Consider the following 23,348-nt stretch of genomic DNA (forward strand, 5'->3'; position numbering starts at 1 on the left):
ATACGGCGAATGTAGCCGAGGATGCCGCCACAAGGCAAGGACAGACGATTGACTGGCGCGGGACCTGGCGTGGCTGCGCCACGCCGCCCGCTTGGCACTCGGCCGGGCTGGGGGCCCCGGGAGCCCCAGCCCGGCCGGGAGCGGGTGGGATTGTTTCTGGCCACGATGCTGGTGGCGGGAAGCATGATCGGTTCGGGGATCTTTCTGCTGCCGGCGACACTGGCGCAGTTCGGCAGCATGACCACGCTGGGCTGGCTGATCGCCGCTGCGGGCGCGCTGGTGGTGGCGCGGGTGCTGGGGCAACTGGGGCGCGAGCAACCGGCGGCGGGCGGAGCCACCGCGTATGTGACACGGATCCTGGGGCCGCAGTGGGGATTTCATGCCAGCGCAGCCTATTGGCTGGCGATGTGGACGGGTGATGCCGCGATTGCGCTGGCAGCGATCGGGTATCTGGCGCATTTTTTCCCGGTGCTGGCGCGGGCGCTGCCGCTGGCGATTGCGGCCGTGGGACTGATCTGGCTGCTGACGGTGGCGAACATGCTGGGAGCGCGGCGGGTGTGCCAGTTTGAATCGTTGACGCTGTTTGTGGGCTTGATTCCGCTGCTGCTGGTGATTGTGGGTGGGGTGTGGGCATTCCGTGGGGCAACGTTCGCTGCCGCATGGAACACCAGCGGCGAGCCGGCGTGGAGGTCGCTGCCGTCGGCGCTGGTGCTGATGTTCTGGGCGTTTGCCGGGGTCGAAAGCGGATCGATTGCGACCGCGATTGTGAAGAACCCGGAACGCAATGTGGCGCGCGCGACTTATTACGGCGTGGTGCTGGCGGCAGTGGTGTACTTGCTCAGTTGCGGGGTGATCATGGGACTGCTGCCGGCGGCGGCGCTGGCACGCTCGACCGCGCCGTTTGCGGACGCGGCGCGGCTGCTGCTGGGTCCAGCGGCGGCGGTATGGCTGGCCGCCGCGGTCGCCGTCATGGCGCTGGTGAAGATCCTGGGCACGCTGGCGGGCTGGATTTTGCTGACCGCGGAAATGGGGGAAGCGGCGGCGGAACACAAGCTGTTTCCGCGGGTGTTCGAGCGGCGGGGGGCGAACCTGATCATCGCCGGGGTGCTCATGAGCGTGGCTGTGGTGGGGGCGGCGTCGCCCACGCTGGGCGAGGCCTTTGGCAAGTTGATCGCGGTGTCGGTGATTCTGACGCTGCTGCTGTACGTCTACTCGTGCCTGGCGCTGTGGCGGGTTGGGCGGGGCCGCGACCGGGGGTTTGCGGCGGTGGGGGTGGTGTTTTGCGCCGCGGTGATCGCGCTCTCAGGCGAGGAGATGCTGCTGTGGGCGGCGGTGGTGCTGCTGTGCGTGTTTCCGCTGTACTACTTCCGCCGGCGGGAGGTTAGGCTGGCGGCCGGAAGAGCTGAATGAAGCCGAGGCGCGCCATGCGCTCGAAGGCGCGATCGAGAGACCAGACGGGGGCATCGGCTTCGGCAGCCAGGGCGGCGATCAGCAGATCGATACATTGAAAATGTTGACCGGCAGCGGTGGCGCGCTCGCACCAGGTTTCCATGCGCGACCAGGTTTGTTCGCCCGGCTCGACCGTTGGCAGGGTTGAGAGATTGTCGCGCAGATAAATTTGCCCGCGGACGCTGGCGCCCGCCAGCAGTTCGATGCGCACCGGCGCGGGCAGCAGCACTTCGCGCGTATCGAGGCGCGCGTTGATGTGTTTTGTAATCTCAACGTCGCCGCGCAGATGCTCGATCCACACCGAGCTATCAACGCAGATCATCGTCCACGCGGGATGCGCTTGATTTTCATCGTGCCCGCCATAGCCTTTAGATTTTCGATATGGCAGCGGTGGATCAGCTCCCTAAGCGCCAGCTCGATGGTCTCGGTTTTGGTTTTGGTGCCCGCCAGCTCGCGCGCCTTATCGAGCAATTCCGGGTTGATATTCAAGGTTGACCGCTGCATACGTTCTACTGTAAATCGTATGCATGGTGAAGTCAAAACTGGTCCAGGTCAGGGACTTTGCGGAAGGCGATGCCGCGACGCGCGGCGGTGCGCGAGTCGTGGAGGCTGGCGGGATAGAGGGTGCCGGCGCCGAAACGGCGATTGAGGGTGTCCATGGCTTCACTGGCGCGGGTGGATTTGGCGGGAGTCTCTTCGAACAGGCCGGGCGTGCGCTGGGAGGATTCGGTAACGTCCGCCAGCCAGACGGAAACCAGCAGGGGCTTGTGCGGCGGGCAGGCCGACCAGAGGCGGGTGAGGAGATCCTGGAAAACGAAGCTGTCGCGGCAGTCGTCGATGCGGCGCTCGGCGCGAAATGCCGGGCGATCGCCCAGGAACTTGACGGCGACGCCGAGGCCGCGCGCCCAGAGCTCCTGCTTGCGCAGCTCGGCGGCGGCGGAATCGAGCAACTTGCGCGCGATGGCGAGGGCGGCGTCACGCGAGCGGCTTTCGGGCGGCAGGACGTGCTGGCGGCCGATGCTGTGGCGGCCCGAGGAGGGCGCATCGAAGTCTTCGCCGCGCAGCCAGTGCCAGAGGCGCTCGCCCCAGACGCCGTTGAGCTGGCCGAGCTGCGGCCGCGTGAGCGCGCAGAGCTGCTCGACGGTGTGAAGGCCCTTGGCTTTCAGCCGGGCTTCCGTGCGCGCGCCGATGCCGGGCAGATCGCCCGGCTTCAAGCCGAACAGCGCTTGCGGCAGATCGGCGTGGCGGAGCAAGGTCAGGCCGTCGGGCTTGTGCATGTCGGAGGCGACTTTGGCGAGATAGCGGTTGGGCGCGAGGCCGACCGAACAGGTCAGCACCTCACCCACGCCGCGCACGGCGCGTTTGACGCCGAGCGCCAGTGCGCGCGCCTTTGCTTCCTGGCGCTGGCTGCCCACCAGGCGGCAGGCGGCTTCGTCAATCGAGAGCACCTCGTCGATGGGCAGGCAGGTTTCGATCGCTTCCAGAATGCGGTGGTGATATTCGACGTAAAGCCTGGGGCGTGCGAGGATGAGCGTCAACTCGGGGCACAGTTTCTGCGCGTCGCGCACCTTAACGCCGGTTTTTACGCCGAAGGGCTTGGCCTGGTAGCTGGCGGCGATGCAGACGGTGTTGGGCGTCATCACCTGCACCACGGCAACCGGCTTGCCGCGCAACTCCGGACGATCCTGCTGCTCGACGGAGGCGAAGTAGGCGTTCAGATCAACGAAGAGCCAGTTAAAAGAATCGCTCCCGGCGGCCAATCCCTGCATGGGAGAGATTGTACGCCGGAAGCGAAGAAAAAGCGAAGTAGCGCACGCTGCCGCGCCTAGTGGCCCTTGTGGATGTAGATGTTGCCGTTGAAGTTCTGGACCTGGATTTGTGGGCCGCCGCCGTTGAGTTTGCCGAAGATGGTGTTGTCCACGTGCACGCGGTACATGCCGTTGCTGCTGCGCTCGGAGACCGATCCTGGGACTTGGGACTGCTGGAAGGCGAAGCTGTTATCCATATAAATCTGGCCCATCGAGGTCTTGAGCCGCAGGTCGGCGCGCACGGCGGCGGGGAGGGTGATGTCAATGGTGCCGTTCATGGAGCTGAAAGAACTGGGCTTGCTGGCGTCGAGATGGCCGATGACGGCGGTGATGCGGCCGTTCATGGCGCTGGCGACGATGCTGCCGTTGACGTTGTTGAGGATGACGTTACCGTTGGTGTCTTCGGCGCTGATGTCGCCGGTGACGCCATCAACCTCGACGCGGTCGCCATTCATGCTGTGCACTTGCATGGAAGTATGGACCGGGACCTGGATATCGAGATTGCCGCCGCCGCCGAAGATGGAGGTGTGCACGCTGACGACGTTATTGTCTTCCGAGGCCGACAGGCCGGAGTTGCCATTGAGGCGATGCATGCCCTCGGCTTCCGGCGGGATGCGATCAGCGCGGTGATGCTCGCCGCCGCTGCTCTCGATGATGACCTGGTTACCACTGTAGGCACGGACGACGATCGAGCCGTTCATGGTGGTGACGCGCAGGGTGGCGGGCTGGGAGGGATGGCTGAGCGGCACCACGATGCGATTTTGCGCGCTCGCGGGCATCGCCCAGGTGAGGAAAAAGATTGCCAACAGCGCCCCCACAAGCGCCAAGTCGATTTTGAATTGCTTTTGCATAGCCAAGGTCTCCATGCTTTCTGATATCGTCGCGTTGCGCGCCGGTTACGTTTACCTGGCGCGGCGGATATATATGCTCCCGTTGAGGGTGTTGAAGGTGAGCTGCGGTCCACCATGGCCGATCTGGCCATCCGCCCAGCGGCCGTGGCGGAAGAGGCGCATGCCGCGGCTGTCGCTGCTGGCTTCCACGTCGCTGGGTGCTGGGGTGACGTCGAAATCGGTGTAGATGCTGCCGTTGAAGGTCTTGTAGCGCAGCCGTGCATCAACGCCGCGCGGCAGGGTGACATCGACCGAGCCATTGACGGTGTGGAAGGAACTGTCGCCGGCGGGTTGCGCCACGTACACGGCAACGATTTTGCCGTTCACGGTGGTAGCGCTGCCGGCGCCAGCCACGCCCTGGATGCGGATGCCGCCGTTGACGGTGCGGGTGTGAAACGCGCCGGAAACATCGGTAAGCTGCACACCGCCGTTGACGCTGCCAAGATCGACGCTCGCGCCGCGCGGCACGTGCAACTCGAAGTTGAAAGTCACTTCGTAGCCGGGGTTCTCCCAGCGATGACCACGGAAGGGGCCGTCGACATAGGCGTTAAGGCTGTCGCCGGTGTGCGTCAGCTTGAGCGTCACCTCGCGCTGGGCCTCGGTGGCGAGGTCCTGGGCGGCGGCACGGATTTTCTCGGTGGCGACGAGGCGAACCTGCGAGCCGCCATCGCCGGTGACCGAGATCGAGCCGTTGATGTTGCTGAGCTTGACGAAGGGCGTTGCGCCGAGGGCGAACGTCTGCGTGCTCACATGGTCGGGCAGGCGCACCGGATAGTCCTGTGCGTGAGCGGCGCTGAGGGTGAGCAGGAAGGCGGAGGCGAGGCCTGCGGCGACGAGGAGTTTGGTTCGCAATTGAGTTTGAGTCATGGTCAGTTCCATTCCGGTTGCGCCAGTCCCCAGGCGGCGCGTTTGCGCACTTCGGGTTCGTACTGCTTGTTCCGGCTGATCTGCTGCAGCAGGTTTTTGGCTTCGGGATTGCCGGTTTCGACAAAGCTATCGACCAGGGCGACCTGCACCAGTGGCGAGGTCTGGAAGGCAAAGGCGTTGACCAGGCCGTGCTGAATTTGCGGCAGGGCGGCGTGGCGGCTGAGGGCATCGAGCGCGGCCAGGCGGACGCCGGGGCTGGAGTCGTACTTAAGAGAATGCAGCAGTGCGTCCATCACCTGCGGATCGGTGGATACCAGGCCGGTGCTGTAGCTGACGCCTTGCAGGCGGTCACTGGGCGATTGCTGCCGCAGCAGCGAGAGCACGGCAATCTGGCGCGTGCTCTGGACTTCGTTGCGCAGCTCGGCCATCTGCTGGGCCTCGGTCGCGCCGGGCGCGCGCGCGCTGCGCAGGAACCAGCCACCGGCTACGCCGGCGACCAGCAGCACGACGGCGGCGAGAGCCAGGCCGGGCTGGAAGCTCCAGGCCGACCAACGGTGTCGAGCTTGCGGGCGGGGCACGCGCGCTTCGATGCCGGCTTCGTAGGCGTCGAGCATTTGCTGGAAGCGTTCGCGCTGGCGGGGATCGGGATCGGCCGGCGGGAGGGTGCCCATCTTCTCCCAGAGCGCAGCCATGGCGGCACAATCGGCGCAGGCCGCCAAGTGCTCGCGCAGCCAGCGCCGGCTGTCTTCATCGCCCGCTTCCGCCAACAGGCCGGCGGCCCGCTCGCAATCGTTGATCGCGTTCATGAAACACCTCGATTCGACAAGAACATGTAGTGTTCGCGCAGTTCGCGCAGGGCGCGATGGACGCGCACTTTCACGGTATTGGTCTCACAGCCGAGCAGTGCGCCGATGTCTTCGTACTTCATTTCCTGATAGCGCGCCAGGACCAGAATTTCGCGCTTGTCTTCCGGCAGACGCGCCAGGGCGCGCTCGAGCAACACGCGCTCCTGCTCTGCCTGGGCCGAGTCGCCGGGCAGTACCGAGGGAGCGTAGACGTCGTCCCACTCGGTTTCGCCGCGGCGCTTGTGCAGGTGGTTCAGGCGGGCGTTGCGGGCGATGGAGTACATCCAGGTGGCAAAGCGGCTGCCGGGGCGGTAGGTCGCCCGATATTTGAGGATGCGGACGAAAACGTCCTGCACCAAATCCTCGGCGGCGGCCCGGACCGCGCCTAAGCGTAAAAAATAGTTGAGCAGCGGCGTCTGGTGGCGCTCGAACAGGAGCGCCAGCGCCTGCACCTCGCCCGCCTGGACACGACACATCACCGCATCGTCGGTGTCCGTGGGGTTGTCTTCGGCCCTTGCGTGCACGAGCGTCATCGGCATGAAGATTACATCCGCCATCGCGGCTCGCGCCGCCTGTGCTCGGGGCTACGCCCCACGCCTCCCGCTGGTCGGCTCCCCTTTCCCATATCCCCAAGTACCGTGAATCCGCTAATAGGTTACGCGGTAAAGTGAAGCAGCATGGAAGCACAGGAGGCGCTGCATCGGTACTGGGGGTACGAAGAGTTTCGTCCTTTGCAGCAGCGCGTCATTGCGAGCCTGATGGCCAGCCGGGACGTCTGCGTCATCATGCCGACGGGGGGCGGGAAGTCGCTGTGTTATCAGCTTCCGGCGGCGCTGCAGGCGCACAAGACGGCGGTGGTGATCTCGCCGCTGGTGGCGCTGATGCAGGACCAGGTGGCGCAGCTTGGCCAAGTGGGCATTCCGGCGGCGATGCTGAACAGCAGCCAGAGCGGGAGCGAGCAGGTGGCGGTGCGGCGGGGGTTGCAGGCGGGCAAGTACCGGCTGCTCTATATATCGCCGGAGCGGCTGGCGCGCGAGGACACCTTTGGCTGGCTGCAAGGGATTCCGATTTCGCTGTTCGCCATCGATGAGGCGCACTGCATTTCGGAGTGGGGGCACGAGTTCCGGCCCGAGTATCGCCAGCTCGGGGCCTTGCGGGCGCGCTTTCCGGAGCCGCCGATTGCGGCGTTTACGGCGAGCGCGACGCGCCGGGTGCGGCACGACATTCTGGCGCAATTGCACCTGCGCGACCCGGAAAAAGTCATCGCCAGCTTTCATCGCGCGAATTTACGTTACGTGGCGCGGCAGTGCACGGCGGTGCGGCAAAAGGCGCTGCTGTACGCCAGCCTGCGGCATTTACTGCAGGCGGCGAGCTCGGGCAGCGTCATTGTCTATGCCCCGACGATCGCGCGCGTGGAGGAAACCGCGGCGGAGCTGACGGGGGCGGGGATTGCGGCGCTGCCGTATCACGGCAAAATGGAGGCGGCCGCGCGGCGGACGCATCAGGAGCGCTGGATGGAAGAAGAGGTGCGGGTGCTGGTGGGCACGCTCGCCTTTGGGCTGGGGATCAACAAAGCCAACGTGCGGGCGGTGATCCATCTGGCGCTGCCGAAGTCGATCGAGCAGTATTACCAGGAAGCGGGCCGCGCGGGGCGTGACGGCGCTCCGGCGGACTGCCTGCTGCTGTGGCAGAAGCGCGATGCCGGGCTGCTGGCGCACTTTGCCCAGGAGACCGAAGACCCGGACGAGCGGGAACGGGTGTGGCAGCGGTTCCATGAAATCCGCAACTTCGTCACCGCGCCGGCGTGCCGGCATCGGCAGATCTGCACCCATTTCGGCGAACGCTGGACCTTGGCGAGCTGCGGCGCCTGCGACGTGTGCGGCTATGAGCCGGAGTACTGGACTGCGGCCGCGAAGCCCAGCGCCCACGTCGTAATCCCGCCAGCCGTGCCGCCGCCCCCGCGGCCGGATCTGCTGGAGGCGCTGAAGGCCTGGCGACGGCAGACGGCGCACGCCGCCGGGCTGCCGGCCTACATGGTGCTGCACGACGCCACGTTGGAGGCGCTGTGTCACTGTCCGCCGCGCTCGCTGGGCGAACTGCGGCAAATCACCGGCTTTGGCGAAGTCAAAGTAGCCCGCTACGGCGAAGCGGTGCTGGGAGTACTTGGTGTTTCGCGATCGGCGAGTGAGTAGCCGGCGCTGCGAGCGGCGCGGCGATGCGGACGAGCTGCAGGCGCCGCTACGAAAATATGCCCGGGGCCGGAATCGAACCGGCACGTGACTTGCGCCACTCGGGATTTTAAGTCCCGTGCGTCTACCAATTTCGCCACCCGGGCGGGGGCGCTGCCCGGTTTCTACTGTATACCGGCTTCGGCGCGGCGCTGGATGGCGTCGTGCAGGAAACTCCAGCCCTGGCTCATGTCGGCCTGGCGGCTGGCGGGAACGATGCCAAATCCGTAGTGATGGAATTTGATGAGCGTTACGCCGTTCTCTTCGCTCAGGCGGTACTGGATGTTGTTGGTGACGGCGCACGACATCATCAGCGGACCGGTTAATTCCAGCAGCGTGGGGCGCTTGATGGCCTGGACGGTGGCCCAGAAGTGGCCCTGGTTGTTGCCGAAGTCGCGGAACCAGCGGCCGCCGGGCCAAGGCTCGATTTTCAACCGCAGCGATTCGCCGCTGGGGGTGGCGAAGCCGGGGCCGAGCTGTTCAAGGAGGGCGGCGAAGGTCGTCTCGAGTGAGGCCTTCACGCGGATTTCCTGTTCGATGGTGACGGTGTGGTCGGAGAGAGTTACGGGTGCGTCGGTGATCATGGTTTTTTCCTTTCTAGATCCTCGGCGCGCTCTTTGACGCGCAGAAGTTGGTGTTGCCATAACTGCTCGAAGCGGCCGGTCCATTCGTGCAGCGGGCGAAGGGCGGCCGCGTTGGTGCGGTAGTACATGTGCTGGCCCTCGCGGCGGGCCTGCACCAGGCCAACCGCTTTCAGTACCTTCAGATGCTTGGAGACGGAAGGCTGCTCCAGCCCGAGCGCGTCGACGATCGCGCCCACCGGACGCTCGTCGAGCGCCAGCAGGGCGAGAATGTCGCGCCGGCGCGGTTCAGCGACAGCGTTGAAGGCATCCGAGGTGGTAGTGGCGCGGGCCATGCGAAGACTATATATTCTGTTATAGGAATATGTCAACGGCCAAGTTGCCGCAAAGGGGGGCGTGGTCTTGCGGGCGAGGTTCCACTACACTGGTGAGCTGTGAGCCTGCTTCTTGCTTTCCTGCTGTCTTTGGGGCTGGGACCGGGACTGGGTACGCCGCCGCGGGCGCAAGCGCCTGTGCTGCGGGAAATTGCCGCCCTGCGCTTGCCTGGCATCCACGGCCGCATCGATCACTTCGCGGCGGATGTGAAGGGCGGGCGGCTGTTCATGAGCGCGCTGGGGAACGATACCGTCGAGATTTTCGACCTCCGCACCCTGCGCCACCTGCACACGCTGCGGGGCATCGGCGAACCGCAAGGGGTCACGTACGCGCCGGTGCCGGGACGCCTGTTCGTGGCCAGTGGCGCCGACGGAACGGTACACGTTTTTGATGGGGCACATTACCGGCTGTTGCGGGTGGTGCGGCTGGGGAGCGATGCCGATGACACGCGCTACGATCGCGCCAGCCACAGTGTCTTCGTGGGCTTCGGCGATCGCGGCAGCGCCGGGCTGGCGCAATTGAACGCCGCCACGGGCGAGCGGATGGCGACCATCGCGCTGCCGGCGCACCCGGAAGCGTTCGCGGTGGCGGCATTGAGTCCGCGCATCTTCGTCAATCTGCCTTCCGCGGGCAACGTGGTCGCGGTCATCGACCGGCGCCAGGGCAAGGTCATCGCCCTGTGGCATTTGCACGGCGCGCGCGGGAATTTTCCCATGGCGCTCGATGAGCGCGATCACCTGTTGTTCGTCGTTTGCCGAGAGCCGGCGGAGGTGTTGGTGCTGCATACGGAGACCGGCGCGATTGTCGGACGTGTTCGCTGCGTGGAACGGGCGGACGATGCCTGGTATGATGCCGCGCGCCAGCGGCTGTATGTGTCCGGCGGCGGCGGCGCCATCACAGTGATTGCGCGGCAAGCCTCCGGATCATTTCGCGTGATGGCTGAAGTGCCGACCGCGCCCGGAGGCCGTACCTCGCTGTTTCTGCCGGAGCTCAGCCGGCTCTATCTGGGCATCTGGGGCCGCCACGGCCAGGCCGAGGAAGTGCGTACCTACGCCGTGCGGCCCTGATGGCGATTGGCTGGCGCGGCTGCGCCCGTAGTGGCTCGCCACTTTTTGCCCTGGTCGCTCCCGTGGGTCGCTTGGAGTGCGGGCTTCGATTGCCGGCAGGGTCCGCCCGCTGGCGCTGAGAGCTCCTCCAAGCTGCCGCCAAGTCGTTTACCCCGCCGTAACGCACGACCGGGCTGGGGCCCCCCCTGGGATCCCCAGCCCGGTCGTGCGTGGGACAACTGCGTTACTGGCAGCCGGTGAAGGTGAGGGTGGTGGCGGTCACACTGATGCCAGGGCCAGGATTGAGCGCGACTGCCGCGGTGGTCTGGGTAGCCGTCTGGGTGGCCGGAGTGCAATCGGGCGTACCGCCGGAAGAGGGCACAAAGGCGTCGGCTTCGACGGAGTAGGCGGCGCTGGAGGCGGCGGTCCAGGTGGTGCCGCTGGCGCTGAAGGCGCCGACGTTGGGCGCGGCGCCGGGTACGGCGAGAGTGTACGAGGCGCAGTCGGTGTTGGCGGCGCAGGTGGCGCCGGCGGTGGTGGCGAGCGAGGCGGTCCCGCTGGACTGCTCGACCAGCGGCACGGTGAACTGCAGCGTGGCGCTAGCGCTCTGCAGGGCCGACAATGTCAAGTCCACGGGCACGGCTGCGGTGCCGGAGCTGCTGGTGACGACGCCGGTGATGCTGGCCGGTGCTTGCGCGGCGACCAGGTCGATAGTTCCCACCGCCGTGCCCACGCTCACGCCAGTGGTGACAGTAGCGGCGTAGATGACGTTGGCGGAGCTGATGGCGGTGGACACCACGTCATAGCTGCCGGCGGGCACGGGGCAGAAGACGAAGTTGCCGGAGGCGTCGGTGGTGGTAGTCATGAAGATGCGGTCGACGCCGGCCGAGTCTTTTTGCTCGAGCGCCACCAAAGTTGTTCCGGTGACGGGCTTGCCGGTGGCCTTATCGACGACGGTGCCGTTGATGGAGGTGGAGGTCGTCGCGATTTCGCCGGCGTGCAGTACCGGCTTGAGGCGGTACTGGCCGTTGCCCTCGAGCACCAGCGAATCGCAGGTGTCGAAGTCAATGTTGAGGTCTTTGGTCTGGCCGGCGGCGACGGTGAATTGGCCGCCCGCGATCTGGCCGGACGGGATTTTGATGCCGGTCTGGGATTCGCTGGAGAGATCGAGCGCTGCGACCGTGCCGTTGTTGAGGACGACGCAGTTGGCGCCGGCGTTGCCGCACTTATTGCCGGCCACGGTGGTGGTATTGCTGGCGAGGATAAGGCGGAGCTGCTGGTAGTTGCCCGGCTGGAGCTCGGTGGTCGAGCCCAAGGTGGCGAGGAAGCACTGGTTGTTGGCCTGGCCAAGCAGGTCCACCTGCATGGGCGGGCCAGCCTTCAGCGAGGGGGTGAGGTCGACGAAGCCGCCGTTGCCGCTGGCGCTGGTGGAGGCTTCGGCGTCGGTGATGGTGACGTAGACGTGACTGAACGGACCGCTGGGGCCTTGACAGGCCGCAGGATCACTGAGGGTCACGTTGGTCACCGTAGGAGTGACTGTGGTCGCGCTGCTGCCGCCGCCGCCGCACGCTGCCAAACCGGCAGCCGCCAGCCCAACCGCGGCCAAAGCAAGCAAGGAAATCCGCAAACTCGTTTTCATAATCATCTCGATTCTCATCCCCCCGGAGTTTCTGAGCACGTCAGTAGCCACCCTACAACTGTTGCAAACACATACACTTAGCTTCCTGCCGGGTAGGACCGGGCGCTGCCAATCCGGTATTTTCTTCCCGTTCTGATGCCCGGCGCGCGGGGGCTCTGGTCCAGACATTGTCTTGACATAAGCACAGCGGGAGTTTAGGGTTGAAGGATGAGAGCGGTCGCCTTAAAGCCGGAAGGGATGCATTCGCCCGCGGCGGGCGTGCTGGCCCGCTTTGCCGAGCTGCGGCCGATTGGCTCGCTTCGGGACCTGGAAGAGGTGAAGCAGGAGCAGCCCGACGTAGTACTGCTGGACATCCACATGCCTCGCCTGGAGGGGCAGGAGCCGATTGATGTCTTGCGCCGGACGCGGCCGACCCCAGTGGTGATTCTGGTCGATGCCAATCTGCAACCCGCAGCGCTGCTGCAAAGGCTGCGCAGCTTGGGCGCGCTGCGACCGCCCCGCGAAGGTCGGCCGCCGGACTTGGCGCAGGCCGCTCGTGTGTTGGGCGTTTCGCAGGAAGCCCTCGGCCGGGTGCTCCATGTTTCCGGGCGCACCGTGCATCGATGGCTCAAAGGAATACGCCCGCGCCGGACGCAGGAACTGGATCGGGTGCTGGCGCTCGCAGGGCGACTCGAGCAGACTTTCCCTAACCAGGATGCCATTCGGCGCTATCTACATCAGGCGAGCGCAACCCTTCAGGGAGAGACGCCTATGGATTTGCTGCTGCACGGGGAAGGGGATCGGGTAGCGGCCGATCTCGAGGCGGTGCAAGAGGGGGTCTACGTCTGATTGCTACTGGCCAGTGATTTCCCGCGCTTGCCTCTGACCAGAACCGTATTCCGCATTGTTCGCGCGGGCGTGGACCCGCTCGCTACGTCCGGCAGCCTGCAGGCGGGTGGTCGTTTTAACCCGCCCCACGTCTTTGGCGCGATCTACGCCTCGCTCGAGGCGCAAACAGCAGTCCAGGAGGTAGCGCGAGGATTACGGGTGCGCGGCATCGACCCGCAGCAGTTTCCGCCCGCGGCCTGGTGGTGCTATGAGTTGGAGGTGCGACTGAGGGCGGTGCTGGACTTAACAGATTCGGCCATATTACGGGAGGTTGGCCTCTCCGCAGACACTTTGACCGGCAGCGATTTGGAGAGGACGCGTCAGATCGCTGGCGAAGCGCGCAGAGCTGGCTTCGAAGCCCTGCTGGTTCCCTCCGCTGCTGCGCCGGGCGGCCGGAACCTGGTGATTTTAGCGGATGGGCTGGCGCAGCTCCCAACCGTCCTCGGCGCCGACCCCGTGCGCCTCGTGACAGAGCCAGCGTGAGCTCAAGGGTCACCGCCAGGTTGCGGGCTGCCCGGTTTGCGCTAGCCTTTGGCCGCCCGGCTCACGGCGAATTCCGCGGCGCGAGCGAGTGCGGGAGTGAAGCGGTGGGGAAAGGCGATCGCAAACGGAAGCAGGAATTCGGGGAAGTTGTTGAAAAGCAGCAGCAGCGGCGCATCGTTGCTCCAGGCCGCTAGGCGGGCAACGGCTGGACTTCGCGCTGCACGGCAGCGGCGGCGCGGTCGCGTTCGGTATCGAGATCGTAATGGGTCTGGAGGTTTATCCAGAACTCGGGCGTGGTGCGCAGCAGGCGCGCCAGCCGGAGCGCCGTAGCCGGGGTGATGGCCCGGCGGCCGTTTACGATTTCACCGATCCTGGTGACCGGCACGTGCAACTGTGCGGCCAGCCGGTTCTGGCTCAATCCGATAGGCGCCATGAATTCCTCACGCAGGATTTCGCCGGGGTGGACGGGGTTTGTTTTGGTTGCCATCGCAGGTGTCCGCCAGTTCAAGCATAGATCGGGCCGCGGGCGGCTGGCGGCAGCTTGGAGGAGCCCTGAGCGCTAGCGGGCGGACCCTGCCGGGAATCGAAGCCCGCACTCCAAGCGACCAACGGAAGCGACCCGGGCAAAAAGTGGCGAGCCACGAGTGACCGCGAGATGCCTCATTGACTCTGTGAGAGTGGGCATAGTAGCGTAAGCTCCGGGGTGAAGTGTGGCGAATGAGGCGGCCGCCGCGAAGGCGGAGGGCGAGATCCAGGCGACGGCAGCGGCCCGCGCGGGCGAGCGCGGGAGCGTGCCCGAGGCGATTCAGTGGCATGAGGGCATGTTGCTGTCGCCGCAGCACTTCCAGCAGCAGACGGCGCGTTGGGATGCGCTGCTGCAACAGACGGCACTGGACCTGAATCCGTTTGCCTGGGGGGTGCGGCGGCTGCAGCTCGACACTGCAGTGCTGCCGGTGGGGCGGTTCCGGGTGAGGGTTTTGGAGGCGGTACTGCCGGATGGGGCGGCGGTCAGCTTCGATGCCAGCGAAGAGGCGGAGACGGCGGCGCTGGAGATCGATCTGGCGGCGGCGGCAAAGGCGCATCCGGCGCCGCAGCTAACCATCTATATAGCTGCTCCGCTGCGGACCGCCGAAGCCGCGCACGGGGAGATGGCGCGCTTCCGGTCGGTGGCGGGCGGACCGGTGGTGGATGAGAACACCGGCGAAGGGGGGATGCCGCTGGCACGGCTGCGGGTGCGGCTGAGCCTGTTCGCGGGTGAGCCGCCGGCGGCACGTTTCGTCTGGATGCCGCTGGCGCGGGTGGAGCAGCGCGAAGACGCCTTTGTACTGAGTGACTACGTGCCGCCGCGGCTGCGGGTGGAGTTCGACAGTCCTTTATATGCCGCGTGCGCGGACGTGGCCGAGGTGCTGCGCGCCAAAGCGCTGCATCTGGCCGAACAGGTGCGCTCGCCCACGATTGCCGCGCAGTCGGCAGTGGCATGGGAGTGCAAGCGGCAGATTCAATGTCTGGTGAGCGCGCTGCCGGCGTTTGAGGCGCTGCTGGGCACGGGCAAAGCGCATCCGTTTGCGCTGTATCTGGGGTTTTGCCATTTGGCGGGCGCGGTCACGGGACTGGCCACGACGCTGCAGCCGCCGCTGCTCGATCCTTACCGGCATGAAGAGCTGGCGGCGACGTTTGCCGAGGTACGCGAGTTTGTGCTGCGGGCGGTGCGCGAAGGCGTGGCCGACGCCTACCTGACGATTTCGCTGGAGCGTGCGGCCAACGGGGTGTTCCATACGCTGCTGGACGCGAGCTGGGCGGAGCGGCGGCTGGTGCTGGGCATCCGGCGGCCAGCGGGGGCGAGCGAAGCCGACATGACCGCCTGGGGCGAGCAATGCGTGATCGCCTCCGAGGACGCGGTGCCGGAGCTGCGTGCCAAGCGCATTCTGGGACTGCGGCGGCGGCTGCTGGGGCCGGGCGACGAGCTGGTGACGCCGGCGGGGGTGGTGCTGATGGAGCTGACGCGCGACCTGGCGCTGCTGCCGCCGGGCCGGCGGCTGGTAGTCGAAAATCCCGGCGCGGCGGCGGGGCGCGCGCCCGCCGAGGTGCTGCTGTACGTGAAACAACCGCAAGTCTAGCGAGTCACCATGAACGCTGCCCCGATGGATTCGCTGCTGCTCCGCCAGTTCCGGCAATTCTATGCCGAAGCGGCGCGGCGGCGCGCGGGGGTGGCGGGGGCTGTACCGGCCGCGGCCGCGGCGGGGGCAGGGATCGGGGGCCAGGGGACAGGGGCCGGGGCCACCACCGGGACTGGCGACGAGGGGGGCGACACAAGGACGGATGGGGCCCTGCTTCGCGCGGAGCGCTACGCAGGGCGCCGCGGCGAAGCCGCGGCGGCGGCGGATCCGGTGCAATCCGCGTTTCATGGGCTGCTGGGGTGGTTGCAGGCGCAGGCGGATGAGGCGGCGCAACGCGGGGGCGTGCTGGGGGCGCGAGTGTACCGGGAAATGCAGTACATTGAGGCCGCGCTGGCGGACGAAATGTTTCTGCAGGGCGACGCGGGGGCGCGCTGGCCGCTGCTGGAGACGACCTTATTTCATACCCAGTCGGCGGGCGAGACGCTGTTCGAGCGCATCGATGCCCTGTTGGCGCGCGCCGATCACGCCTACGCCGACCTCGCCGCCATTTATTTCTGGGCGCTGGCGCTGGGGTTTGAGGGCAAGTACCGGGGAGCGAGCGACCAGAGCGAGCTGCAGCGGTATCGGCAAAAGCTGTTTCACCTGCTCTACCGTGACCGGCCGCGGCTGTTCGATCCTGAGCGGGCGCTGTTTCCACAGGCGTATCTGCACAATCTCGAAGAAGGCTCGGGACGGCGGCTGCCCAATCCGCGCGTCTGGATTGGCGTGCTGGTGCTGCTGCTGGTGGTCTGGTGGGGAGTGGCGCAATTGGGGTGGGATCACATCACCGCGCCGATTCAGACGGCGGTGTGCCAGATCAATCCGCACGGTGCGGGCTGTGATGCTCCCGCCAGGATGGCGCCATGAGCTGGATGGATTCGCTGGCGGCGCATCTGGGGTTGTGGATCCTGGGGCTGGTGATCGTCACGGTCGTCGTGATCGTGTTGCTGGTGGTGTGGGTCAGACGACACCGGGAAAACGAGGAGAAGGAAGCATCGGCAGAGGCCCTGCTTCGCCCGGAGGGCTACGCAGGGCGCCCCGGCGAAGCCGGGGCGGGGGCTGCGACGCTGCGGGGGGCGGATCTCGCCCTGTCGTTCCTGCGAGCGATCAAGTATCTGCGGGCGCAGGCGACGGGACGGCGGCGGTTGTACCGGGTGCCCTGGTACCTGCTGCTGGGGCAAGTGGGATCGGGCAAGACCTGCATAGTGCAATCGCTGGGCCGGACCTCGACGGCAGGTGGGGACAGCGAAGGATCGGGATTGCACCATCACCTGGGCTGGAGTTTCTTTGATCACGGGGTGGTGCTGGATGTGCCGGGCGAGTACGTGCTCGATCCGTTCACGCTCGACTCGCAGGAGCGCAACTGGCGCTCGCTGCTGCGGTTGCTGAACCGGGCACGGCCGCGGCGGCCGATGGATGGCGTGGTGCTGGTGCTGCCGGTGGAGGATTTTCTGTCGTCTTCCGAGCTGGGCGGCGCCGAGCTGGCGGACAAGGCGCGCAAGCTCGCCGACAAGCTGGGCCAACTGCAGCGCGAAGCGGGCGTGTGTTTTCCGGTTTACGTGCTGCTGTCGCAATGCGACCGCGTGCCTGGGTTCGCGAGCTTTGCCGCGGCGCTACCGCCGGTGCGGCTGAAGGAGATGTTCGGCTGGTCGAGTCCGTACCGCGCCGATTCCAGCTTCGAGCCGCATTGGGTGGACGAAGCCTTCGAGGAGATCGGGCGGGCGCTGGCGCGGGTGCAGAGCGAGCTGTTCGCGGAGCGGCTGGACAGCAGCGAAGCCAACGGCTTGTTCTTCTTTCCGCACGCGCTGCTGGATGCGCGCGAGCGGCTGCGGTCGTTTTTGCATCAAGTCTTTCGCACAACGTCGTATCGCGACGCTTATTATTGCCGTGGACTTTATCTGACTGGCGATGGGCCGGAGGCGGTCGAGCTCAGGGGTCAGGGGTCAGGGGCCAGGGGTCAGTGGACGCCGCCCGCGGGGGTGCTGGAGCTCGGCGGGGAGACAGCGGCGGCAGGGCAGGCGCGGCCGGTGTTTCTGGATGAGCTGTTTGAGAAGAAGATTTTTCCGGAGTGGGGGCTGGCGTACCCGGAGGAGCGGGCGCTTTGGTTCCGGCGCAGCGAGCTGCTGACCTGGCGCTCGGCGGCGATTGCCGTGGCCATCCTGGGGGTGATCGGCCTGAGTGTGGGCTACGTCCGGCTGAGCCGGTTGCGGAATCAGGCGCTGCCGCTGCTGGCGTCGATCAACACCGAGCCCAGCAGCACCGAAGCCGAGGCCGCGCATGTGGGGCTGGTGCGCAGCATCGCGGCGCTCGGCGACGAGCGCTTCGTCTCGCTCGCCTATCCGGCGTCGTGGTCGCACCAGTTGGACGATCAGGTGCAGAACGCAGTGGAGCTGGCGTTCAAGAAGAAAGTCTTTGATGAGGAACGCACGGAGCTGACGGCGCGGCTGATGGCGATTGCGCCGCCGATGCAGCCGTCAGCCATCAGCCATCAGCCATCAGCCAGCGCTCTGGGGGCGGAGGCGCCGGCGAGTGCCGAGGTGACGTCGGCGAACCTGGCGGATCTGCCGCAGTTTGTGGAGTTGCAACAATTCACGCAGCGGGTAGCGGCGCTGGAAGACGCGCTGGCGCGCTATAACCATCTCACCCAGGCCAACTCCACGCAGCCGGTGGAGGACCTCAACGCCCTGCTCAACTACCTGCACCCGAACCAGAACACCGACATCGCCAGCGGGGATGAGAGCTTTTACGCGCGGGCGCTTTCGGCCGCCACCGGCCAGCCCATCGATCCGGCGGCGATGGCGGCGGCGCGGGCGCGGGTGCATGCGGGCATGACGGCGCGCATCGACACGCTCTATTCGGCCTGGTTCGAGAACAACCCGGGGGTGGCGCAATTGCAGGATCTGGCCGATCAGATTGCGTCGCTGCAGCAGGGCCGGCGGCTGAGCTACGCCGCCATGCAGTCGTTGCAGACGGCGCTGCAGCAGGCGGAGGGGCTGGTCAACAGCCCGCAGGCGGTGTGGCTGAGCGATCCGGCAACGCTGTTTTCCGGACCGATGGGGCAAGTCACGCTCAAGCCGGTCGAACGATCGGCAGGCAAATCCTGGGGGCTGTTCGGGCCGGCGCAGGAACTGGAAACCTACACCCAGACGGGGGCGGCGGCGGGGTGGCAGGATTTGCATCAGGCGCTGGCGAACCTGTCGACCAGCCTGACCGGGCCACTGCTGACGTTTGGCATGCACTCGGTGCAGCTCTCACCGGGGGTGGAGGCGCTGCGGCTGCCGTTGGTCAATCTGCTGGGGTTGTCATTCATGGCGCCGGGCAATGGCGCCAGCTTCCGCGCGACCATTCCGGTGGGCAGCACGTTGAGCTGGAACACGGGGCCGCTGGGCAATGCCGTCACCATGGTGGCGGACTACCAGCGCTACGTGGATGAGGGGTTGAACAATACCCCGCTGGCGGTGCGCTCCAGTTTCCGCCAGATCGCGCAGGCGCACCTGCTGGTCAATATCGACGACCAGATCGCGGCGGCACAGATGTGGGCGCCGCAGACGGGTGCGGCGGCCGATCAACAGGCCGTCATTCAGAGCTTTCAGGCGGCGGCGCCGCAACTGCAACAGCTTTTGCAGGATTTGCAGCGCCAGGGCGCGACCGGGGAGCATGCGCGGCTGCTGACGCTGCTCAACCAACAGGCGTTTGGGCTGTTGCGCGGTATTGAAAGCCAACTGCAGACCAATGTCAGCTTCAACATCCACGCCGGCCTCGCCGCCTGGGATGGCAATGAGCCGCCGCTCGAGGCAGCGTTCGATCTGCACGGGCCGGATGATCTGACCAATTTTCTCAATTACACGCAGCAGCGGCTGGTGGGGTATGCACAGGAAGCCGCGCCGCTGGTTGCCGTCCTGCGCGAGGTTCCGGCACAGGGGCGCAGCGCGACGGAAACCGCGCTGCTGGCGGGATGGGAAGAGCTGGGTAAAACGATTCAGGCCTACGAGACCAAGCAGCCCGGCAACGCGCTGGTACGCTTGCAGGATTTTCTTCGCACCGATGTCAACAAGATCACCCCGGCGTCGCACTGCCAGCCGGCGCCGACCGCAGCCGCAGCGGCAGGAAGGGGCTTTCTCGAGCGTACGCGGGCGCGGCTGTGGAGAGACGTTTACGCACGATGCCGCGTGCTCGACCGCGGCATGGCCCACCGGAACTATGCGAGCCTGGCGGCGTTGTTCAACCGCACGCTGGCGGGCAAGTTTCCCTTTGCCGCGCCGGCGGATGCAGGCACCGTCGAAGCCGAGCCGGCGGCGATTGCGGCCTTTTATGTGGAGCTGGCAAAGCTGAAGCCGAGCTTTGGGATACAGCTCGATCGTAACGCTGCCGGTTTCGTGCGGACCATGGAGGCGCTGGAACCGCTGTGGCAGCCGCTCGTGGCGCACACTGCGCCCGTTCCTGTGTTGCAGGTGACGCCCACCTTCCGCGTGAACCGCAGCCGGGAGCAGGGGGGTAACCAGATCATCGGCTGGAGTCTGCAAATGGGCGGCCGGACCTATAGCCCGGGGCCTGCGCCCGCGGCCGCGCGCTGGGTACTGGGCGATCCCGTGACGCTAACGCTCACCTGGGCTGCGGATTCACCCCGTGTGCCCGTACCCTCGGCGCTTTCGCCCGGCGCCGAACCGCAGGTTCATGGCCGGACGGTCATTTACACTTACCATGACCCGTGGTCACTGCTGGCGCTGGTGACACAGCAGCACGCGCCCGCCGCCGATCTTGTGACGCTGCAAGACACTACGCCCACCACTTTGGCGTTCCGCATCCCGACCGCACCGGCGGACGACCCACTCACCCCGTCGGGTCCGGCGACCTTAGTGTTTATACGCCTTGCAATCAAGTCACCGGGCACGGTAGAATCCCTTCGCATTCCCCAATTTCCCGCGCGAGCACCCACAGAGGCAGTAGCTAATGCAGGCAGCGACTCACAATAAAGACTACGCGGCCCTCTGTCTCTCCGCGGAGGGGGGTACGGCGCTGCTGGCGCCGCTCGCGGGAGCGCAGCGCACGGGCGAGCCGCTGCGCTACAGCGACGTCTACGACCGCATCGGGGAAGCGCGGCGCGAGGACGATGACCGGCTGGCGCAGGGGGTTTGGCAGAAAGACCTCAAGCGTGCCGACTGGACGGCGGTGGCGCAGTTATGCGGGGAAGCGCTCGAGTACCAGAGCAAGGACTTGCAGATTGCCGCCTGGCTGGCGGAGGCCTGGGGACGGCTGCATGGCTTTGGCGGGGTGAGCGCAGGGCTGAGTCTGGTGGCGGGATTGTGCAACGAATACTGGCCTGATCTGTATCCGCCGCTGGAAGACCCGGAGTATCGCATCGCGCCCTTTCACTGGCTCAATGAAAAGCTCTCGGTGAGCATCCAATTCATTCCGCTGACGCAGCCGGCGGAGTCGCAGACCGCGGGCTACACCTGGCTGGACTGGACCGGAGCCAAGCGCGCCGAGCAGGAACACCAGCAGCATAAGGAAGTTCCAGCGCCCGAGCCCGCACCCGGCGCGATCGAGCAGGCGCTGCGGCGCACCGCGCCGGAGCGAATTGCGGCCACGCGTGCGGGCGTGGCCCAGGCGGCGGCCACGGCGCTGAATTTGGAGAGCTTTCTGGACGGCCACTTGGCGGCGGCGCATCCCAGCCTGCGGCAGTTGCGGACGTGCCTGAGCGAGATTGGGCAATGGTTAGAAGACACCGCGGCGGGGATTACGGTGGTGGCGACGGCGACGGAGGGAAAAGGGATAAGGGAAGAGGGAATTGCGGCGATGGGCACCGGAGGGGATGAGAGCGGGGCGCTTGGGGCGCCAGCGGTCGTGCCGGGTGGGGGAATCCGCAACCGCGAGGAGGCGTATCGGCTGCTGGGGGAGGCGGCCGCGTATCTGATGAAGACGGAGCCGCACAGTCCGGCGCCGTATCTGGTGCTGCGCGCCATCCGCTGGGGGAACATGCCGCTGCATGAGCTGCTGCCGGAGATGATCCGCAACCAGGGCGCGCTCGATGATCTGCAAAAGTTATTGAATCTGGAAACTTGAAAGGAAGGCTATGCCCGAAAGCACACAGCACAAACTGGACCGCATTCGCCCGCCGCGGGTGCAAATCACCTACGACGTGGAGACCGGCGGCGCTATTCAGAAAAAGGAGCTGCCGCTGGTGGTGGGCGTTCTTGCCGACCTCGCCGGTCAACAGGAAACGCCCGCGCCGCGGCTGAAGGATTGCAAGTTCGTCGACATCGACCGCGACAACTTCAACCAGGTGATGGCCTCGATCGGGCCGCGCCTGGCGCTGGCGGTGGACAACAAGGTCGCCGGCGAAGGCAAGACCAACGTCGAGCTCCATTTCAAAAGCCTCGATGATTTCGAGCCGCTGGCGGTGGTGAGGCAGGTCGAGGTGCTGCGCCAACTGCTGGACGCGCGGCAGAAGCTGAGCGATCTGCTGGCCAAGCTGGACGGCAACGACGCGCTGGACACGCTGCTGGTGAGCGTATCCAAAAACCCGGATGAGATCAAGCAGTTGAAGCCGGCGAATATCCCCGCCGGGAATGGAGACAAGGCCAATGGCTGAAGAACCCAATGCTCCCAAGACGGCCGAACGGCCGGCCAATCCGGTGATGGAACGCATCATCAACGGGGGCCGGATGGTCAAGGATGACTCGCAGCTTGCCTATGCGCAGGAGATGGTGAGCGAGTACGCGCTGCAGGTGTCGGACCACGCGCTGGCGCCAGGCGCCTACACGGTAGTCGCCGGCATCAAGGACCGCATCGCGCAGATCGACGAGGCGATGAGCGCGCAGCTCAACGCCATCCTGCACGATCCGGCGTTTCAGGCGCTGGAAGGCGCCTGGCGCGGACTGCACTATCTGGTCTCGCGCGCCGAGACGGGCGAGATGATGAAGCTGCGGCTGCTGAACACCACCATGAAGGAGATCACCAGCGATCTGGAGAAAGCGGTGGAGTTCGATCAGAGCGGGCTGTTCAAGAAGATCTACGAAGACGAGTACGGCACCTTCGGCGGCAATCCGTTCAGCCTGCTGATCGGCGACTTCGAGTTTGGGCGGCATCCGCAGGATGTGGCCACGCTGGAGAAGCTGTCGAACGTGGCGGCGGCGGCGCACGCGCCGTTCCTGTCGATGGCGAGCGCGAAGATGTTCGACTGGGCGAGCTACGCGGAAATGAACGTGCCGCGCGATCTGGCCAAGGGGTTCGAGACGGCGGAACTGGTGAAGTGGCGCAGCTTCCGGGCGAGCGAGGACTCGCGCTATGTGACGCTGGTGCTGCCGCACTTTTTGCTGCGGCTGCCCTACGGCCCGGACACGGTGCCGGTGGACGGGTTCAACTACGTCGAGGATGTGGACGGCACCGACGCCAGCAAGTACCTGTGGGGCAATGCCGCCTACGCGCTGGGGGAGCGCATCTGCAATGCCTTCTCGCACTATCAGTGGTGCGCGGCCATCCGCGGGGCGGAAGGCGGCGGGCTGGTGGAAGGCCTGCCGGCGCATGTGTTCCACACCGCCGAGGGGGATGCGGCGCTGAAGTGCCCGACGGAGATCTCCATCACCGACCGGCGTGAAAAGGAGCTGAGCGATCTGGGCTTTATCGCGCTGTGCCATCGCAAGGGCACGGATCAGGCGGCGTTTTTCGGCGGCCAGACGACCAACAAACCGATCAAGTACAACACGCCGCAAGCCAACGCCAACGCCCGCATTTCGGCGATGCTGCCCTACATGCTGGCCTCGGCGCGGTTCGCGCATTACCTCAAGGTCATCATGCGCGACAAGATCGGCAGCTTCATGACCAAGGACAACGTGTCAAAGTATCTGAATACGTGGATCGCCGATTACGTGCTGCTGGACGATACGGCGCCGCAAACGGTGAAGGCCAACTACCCGCTGCGCGAGGCGCGGGTGGATGTGCTGGATATTCCCGGCAAGCCCGGCTGCTACAAGGCCGTGGTGTTTCTGCGGCCGCACTTCCAACTGGATGAGCTGACCGCGTCGGTGCGCCTGGTGGCGGAGCTGCCGCCGCCGGCGGCGAAGTAGAGGGGAAGAGGGAAAAGGGAAGAGGGAAAAGGGACAAGGAGGGATTGA

At 66.1% G+C, this 23,348-nt stretch carries 22 protein-coding genes and 1 tRNA gene; 11 read left to right on the forward strand and 12 right to left on the reverse strand.

Annotated elements, in window-relative coordinates; genetic code table 11:
* Nucleotides 1-21: 21 nt before the first annotated feature.
* Nucleotides 22-1,410, forward strand: a complete 1,389-nt coding sequence (locus EPN33_08465) for an amino acid permease (protein ID TAN22291.1) — start codon at nt 22-24, stop codon at nt 1,408-1,410.
* Here the strand turns inward: EPN33_08465 and EPN33_08470 are convergent.
* From EPN33_08470 to EPN33_08500, 7 genes are read right to left on the reverse strand one after another with little or no spacing between them, the layout of a single operon-like run.
* The gene (locus tag EPN33_08470) at nt 1,382-1,771 is read right to left on the reverse strand and encodes a PIN domain-containing protein (protein TAN22292.1); all 390 of its coding nucleotides are present in this window, start codon (nt 1,769-1,771) and stop codon (nt 1,382-1,384) included. The genes EPN33_08465 and EPN33_08470 overlap by 29 nt on opposite strands.
* On the reverse strand, nt 1,768-1,953 hold the full coding sequence (locus tag EPN33_08475) for a type II toxin-antitoxin system VapB family antitoxin (GenBank protein TAN22293.1): 186 nt from the start codon (nt 1,951-1,953) through the stop codon (nt 1,768-1,770). Before EPN33_08475 ends, EPN33_08470 begins: the two co-directional genes overlap by 4 nt.
* 32 nt (nt 1,954-1,985) lie before the next feature.
* On the reverse strand, nt 1,986-3,218 hold the full coding sequence (locus EPN33_08480; GenBank protein TAN22294.1) for a DNA polymerase: 1,233 nt from the start codon (nt 3,216-3,218) through the stop codon (nt 1,986-1,988).
* A 56-nt stretch (nt 3,219-3,274) separates the two neighbouring features.
* Nucleotides 3,275-4,123, reverse strand: coding sequence for a hypothetical protein (locus EPN33_08485; protein TAN22295.1), 849 nt, complete (start codon nt 4,121-4,123; stop codon nt 3,275-3,277).
* A gap of 36 nt (nt 4,124-4,159) precedes the next feature.
* Complete coding sequence (locus EPN33_08490) at nt 4,160-5,014, reverse strand: hypothetical protein (GenBank protein TAN22296.1); 855 nt, start codon at nt 5,012-5,014, stop codon at nt 4,160-4,162.
* A gap of 2 nt (nt 5,015-5,016) precedes the next feature.
* The gene (locus EPN33_08495) at nt 5,017-5,820 is read right to left on the reverse strand and encodes a HEAT repeat domain-containing protein (GenBank protein ID TAN22297.1); all 804 of its coding nucleotides are present in this window, start codon (nt 5,818-5,820) and stop codon (nt 5,017-5,019) included.
* Nucleotides 5,817-6,416: a sigma-70 family RNA polymerase sigma factor gene (locus EPN33_08500; GenBank protein ID TAN22298.1), complete on the reverse strand. Its 600-nt coding sequence runs from the start codon at nt 6,414-6,416 to the stop codon at nt 5,817-5,819. The genes EPN33_08495 and EPN33_08500 overlap by 4 nt, the downstream gene beginning before the upstream one ends.
* Nucleotides 6,417-6,536: 120 nt before the next feature.
* On the opposite strand from EPN33_08500, the gene EPN33_08505 reads away from it, so the two are divergent.
* Complete coding sequence (locus EPN33_08505) at nt 6,537-8,051, forward strand: ATP-dependent DNA helicase RecQ (GenBank protein TAN22299.1); 1,515 nt, start codon at nt 6,537-6,539, stop codon at nt 8,049-8,051.
* Between the two features lie 57 nt (nt 8,052-8,108).
* On the opposite strand, the gene EPN33_08510 is transcribed toward EPN33_08505, so the two are convergent.
* The 3 genes from EPN33_08510 to EPN33_08520 form a co-directional block, all read right to left on the reverse strand.
* A tRNA-Leu gene (locus tag EPN33_08510) sits at nt 8,109-8,194 on the reverse strand.
* Nucleotides 8,195-8,212: 18 nt separating this feature from the next.
* The gene (locus EPN33_08515) at nt 8,213-8,671 is read right to left on the reverse strand and encodes an SRPBCC domain-containing protein (protein ID TAN22300.1); all 459 of its coding nucleotides are present in this window, start codon (nt 8,669-8,671) and stop codon (nt 8,213-8,215) included.
* The gene (locus EPN33_08520) at nt 8,668-9,003 is read right to left on the reverse strand and encodes an ArsR family transcriptional regulator (GenBank protein ID TAN22301.1); all 336 of its coding nucleotides are present in this window, start codon (nt 9,001-9,003) and stop codon (nt 8,668-8,670) included. The genes EPN33_08515 and EPN33_08520 overlap by 4 nt, the downstream gene beginning before the upstream one ends.
* Before the next feature lie 99 nt (nt 9,004-9,102).
* On the opposite strand from EPN33_08520, the gene EPN33_08525 reads away from it, so the two are divergent.
* Nucleotides 9,103-10,110 carry a YncE family protein gene (locus tag EPN33_08525; GenBank protein TAN22302.1) on the forward strand — a complete coding sequence of 336 codons (1,008 nt, stop codon included), beginning with the start codon at nt 9,103-9,105 and terminating at the stop codon, nt 10,108-10,110.
* Nucleotides 10,111-10,333: 223 nt separating this feature from the next.
* On the opposite strand, the gene EPN33_08530 is transcribed toward EPN33_08525, so the two are convergent.
* Nucleotides 10,334-11,896 carry a DUF4382 domain-containing protein gene (locus tag EPN33_08530; GenBank protein TAN22303.1) on the reverse strand — a complete coding sequence of 521 codons (1,563 nt, stop codon included), beginning with the start codon at nt 11,894-11,896 and terminating at the stop codon, nt 10,334-10,336.
* A gap of 39 nt (nt 11,897-11,935) precedes the next feature.
* Between EPN33_08530 and EPN33_08535 the strand changes: the two genes are divergently transcribed.
* Both EPN33_08535 and EPN33_08540 read left to right on the forward strand, forming a co-directional pair.
* Nucleotides 11,936-12,556: a response regulator gene (locus EPN33_08535; GenBank protein TAN22304.1), complete on the forward strand. Its 621-nt coding sequence runs from the start codon at nt 11,936-11,938 to the stop codon at nt 12,554-12,556.
* Nucleotides 12,557-13,078 carry an RES domain-containing protein gene (locus EPN33_08540; GenBank protein ID TAN22305.1) on the forward strand — a complete coding sequence of 174 codons (522 nt, stop codon included), beginning with the start codon at nt 12,557-12,559 and terminating at the stop codon, nt 13,076-13,078.
* Between the two features lie 190 nt (nt 13,079-13,268).
* Here the strand turns inward: EPN33_08540 and higA are convergent, their stop codons facing one another.
* The gene (gene higA, locus EPN33_08545; GenBank protein ID TAN22306.1) at nt 13,269-13,565 is read right to left on the reverse strand and encodes an addiction module antidote protein, HigA family; all 297 of its coding nucleotides are present in this window, start codon (nt 13,563-13,565) and stop codon (nt 13,269-13,271) included.
* 223 nt (nt 13,566-13,788) lie between these two features.
* On the opposite strand from higA, the gene tssK reads away from it, so the two are divergent.
* The 6 genes from tssK to tssC are packed head-to-tail and all read left to right on the forward strand — an operon-like array spanning nt 13,789 to nt 23,300.
* A complete protein-coding gene (tssK, locus tag EPN33_08550; GenBank protein TAN22307.1) occupies nt 13,789-15,195 on the forward strand; it encodes a type VI secretion system baseplate subunit TssK in 1,407 nt (468 codons plus the stop codon).
* Between the two features lie 9 nt (nt 15,196-15,204).
* Complete coding sequence (locus EPN33_08555) at nt 15,205-16,101, forward strand: hypothetical protein (GenBank protein ID TAN22308.1); 897 nt, start codon at nt 15,205-15,207, stop codon at nt 16,099-16,101.
* Nucleotides 16,098-20,207 carry a hypothetical protein gene (locus tag EPN33_08560; protein ID TAN22309.1) on the forward strand — a complete coding sequence of 1,370 codons (4,110 nt, stop codon included), beginning with the start codon at nt 16,098-16,100 and terminating at the stop codon, nt 20,205-20,207. Before EPN33_08555 ends, EPN33_08560 begins: the two co-directional genes overlap by 4 nt.
* The gene (gene tssA, locus EPN33_08565; protein ID TAN22310.1) at nt 20,185-21,297 is read left to right on the forward strand and encodes a type VI secretion system protein TssA; all 1,113 of its coding nucleotides are present in this window, start codon (nt 20,185-20,187) and stop codon (nt 21,295-21,297) included. Before EPN33_08560 ends, tssA begins: the two co-directional genes overlap by 23 nt.
* 10 nt (nt 21,298-21,307) lie before the next feature.
* Nucleotides 21,308-21,826: a type VI secretion system contractile sheath small subunit gene (gene tssB, locus EPN33_08570; protein TAN22311.1), complete on the forward strand. Its 519-nt coding sequence runs from the start codon at nt 21,308-21,310 to the stop codon at nt 21,824-21,826.
* Nucleotides 21,819-23,300, forward strand: coding sequence for a type VI secretion system contractile sheath large subunit (gene tssC / locus EPN33_08575; GenBank protein ID TAN22312.1), 1,482 nt, complete (start codon nt 21,819-21,821; stop codon nt 23,298-23,300). Before tssB ends, tssC begins: the two co-directional genes overlap by 8 nt.
* The last annotated feature ends 48 nt before the right edge of the window (nt 23,301-23,348 follow it).

It is taken from the genome of Acidobacteriota bacterium (assembly GCA_004299485.1).
Lineage (GTDB): Bacteria > Acidobacteriota > Terriglobia > Terriglobales > SCQP01 > SCQP01.

Excerpts from the sequence above, each read along its gene's own strand:
- EPN33_08465 (TAN22291.1), top strand. The coding sequence starts at position 22 with ATGCCGCCACAAGGCAAGGACAGACGATTGACTGGCGCGGGACCTGGC.
- EPN33_08470 (TAN22292.1), bottom strand. The coding sequence starts at position 1,771 with ATGATCTGCGTTGATAGCTCGGTGTGGATCGAGCATCTGCGCGGCGAC.
- EPN33_08475 (TAN22293.1), bottom strand. The coding sequence starts at position 1,953 with ATGCAGCGGTCAACCTTGAATATCAACCCGGAATTGCTCGATAAGGCG.
- EPN33_08480 (TAN22294.1), bottom strand. The coding sequence starts at position 3,218 with ATGCAGGGATTGGCCGCCGGGAGCGATTCTTTTAACTGGCTCTTCGTT.
- EPN33_08485 (TAN22295.1), bottom strand. The coding sequence starts at position 4,123 with ATGGAGACCTTGGCTATGCAAAAGCAATTCAAAATCGACTTGGCGCTT.
- EPN33_08490 (TAN22296.1), bottom strand. The coding sequence starts at position 5,014 with ATGACTCAAACTCAATTGCGAACCAAACTCCTCGTCGCCGCAGGCCTC.
- EPN33_08495 (TAN22297.1), bottom strand. The coding sequence starts at position 5,820 with ATGAACGCGATCAACGATTGCGAGCGGGCCGCCGGCCTGTTGGCGGAA.
- EPN33_08500 (TAN22298.1), bottom strand. The coding sequence starts at position 6,416 with ATGGCGGATGTAATCTTCATGCCGATGACGCTCGTGCACGCAAGGGCC.
- EPN33_08505 (TAN22299.1), top strand. The coding sequence starts at position 6,537 with ATGGAAGCACAGGAGGCGCTGCATCGGTACTGGGGGTACGAAGAGTTT.
- EPN33_08515 (TAN22300.1), bottom strand. The coding sequence starts at position 8,671 with ATGATCACCGACGCACCCGTAACTCTCTCCGACCACACCGTCACCATC.
- EPN33_08520 (TAN22301.1), bottom strand. The coding sequence starts at position 9,003 with ATGGCCCGCGCCACTACCACCTCGGATGCCTTCAACGCTGTCGCTGAA.
- EPN33_08530 (TAN22303.1), bottom strand. The coding sequence starts at position 11,896 with ATGTCTGGACCAGAGCCCCCGCGCGCCGGGCATCAGAACGGGAAGAAA.
- EPN33_08535 (TAN22304.1), top strand. The coding sequence starts at position 11,936 with ATGAGAGCGGTCGCCTTAAAGCCGGAAGGGATGCATTCGCCCGCGGCG.
- higA (TAN22306.1), bottom strand. The coding sequence starts at position 13,565 with ATGGCAACCAAAACAAACCCCGTCCACCCCGGCGAAATCCTGCGTGAG.
- EPN33_08555 (TAN22308.1), top strand. The coding sequence starts at position 15,205 with ATGAACGCTGCCCCGATGGATTCGCTGCTGCTCCGCCAGTTCCGGCAA.
- EPN33_08560 (TAN22309.1), top strand. The coding sequence starts at position 16,098 with ATGAGCTGGATGGATTCGCTGGCGGCGCATCTGGGGTTGTGGATCCTG.
- tssA (TAN22310.1), top strand. The coding sequence starts at position 20,185 with ATGCAGGCAGCGACTCACAATAAAGACTACGCGGCCCTCTGTCTCTCC.
- tssB (TAN22311.1), top strand. The coding sequence starts at position 21,308 with ATGCCCGAAAGCACACAGCACAAACTGGACCGCATTCGCCCGCCGCGG.
- tssC (TAN22312.1), top strand. The coding sequence starts at position 21,819 with ATGGCTGAAGAACCCAATGCTCCCAAGACGGCCGAACGGCCGGCCAAT.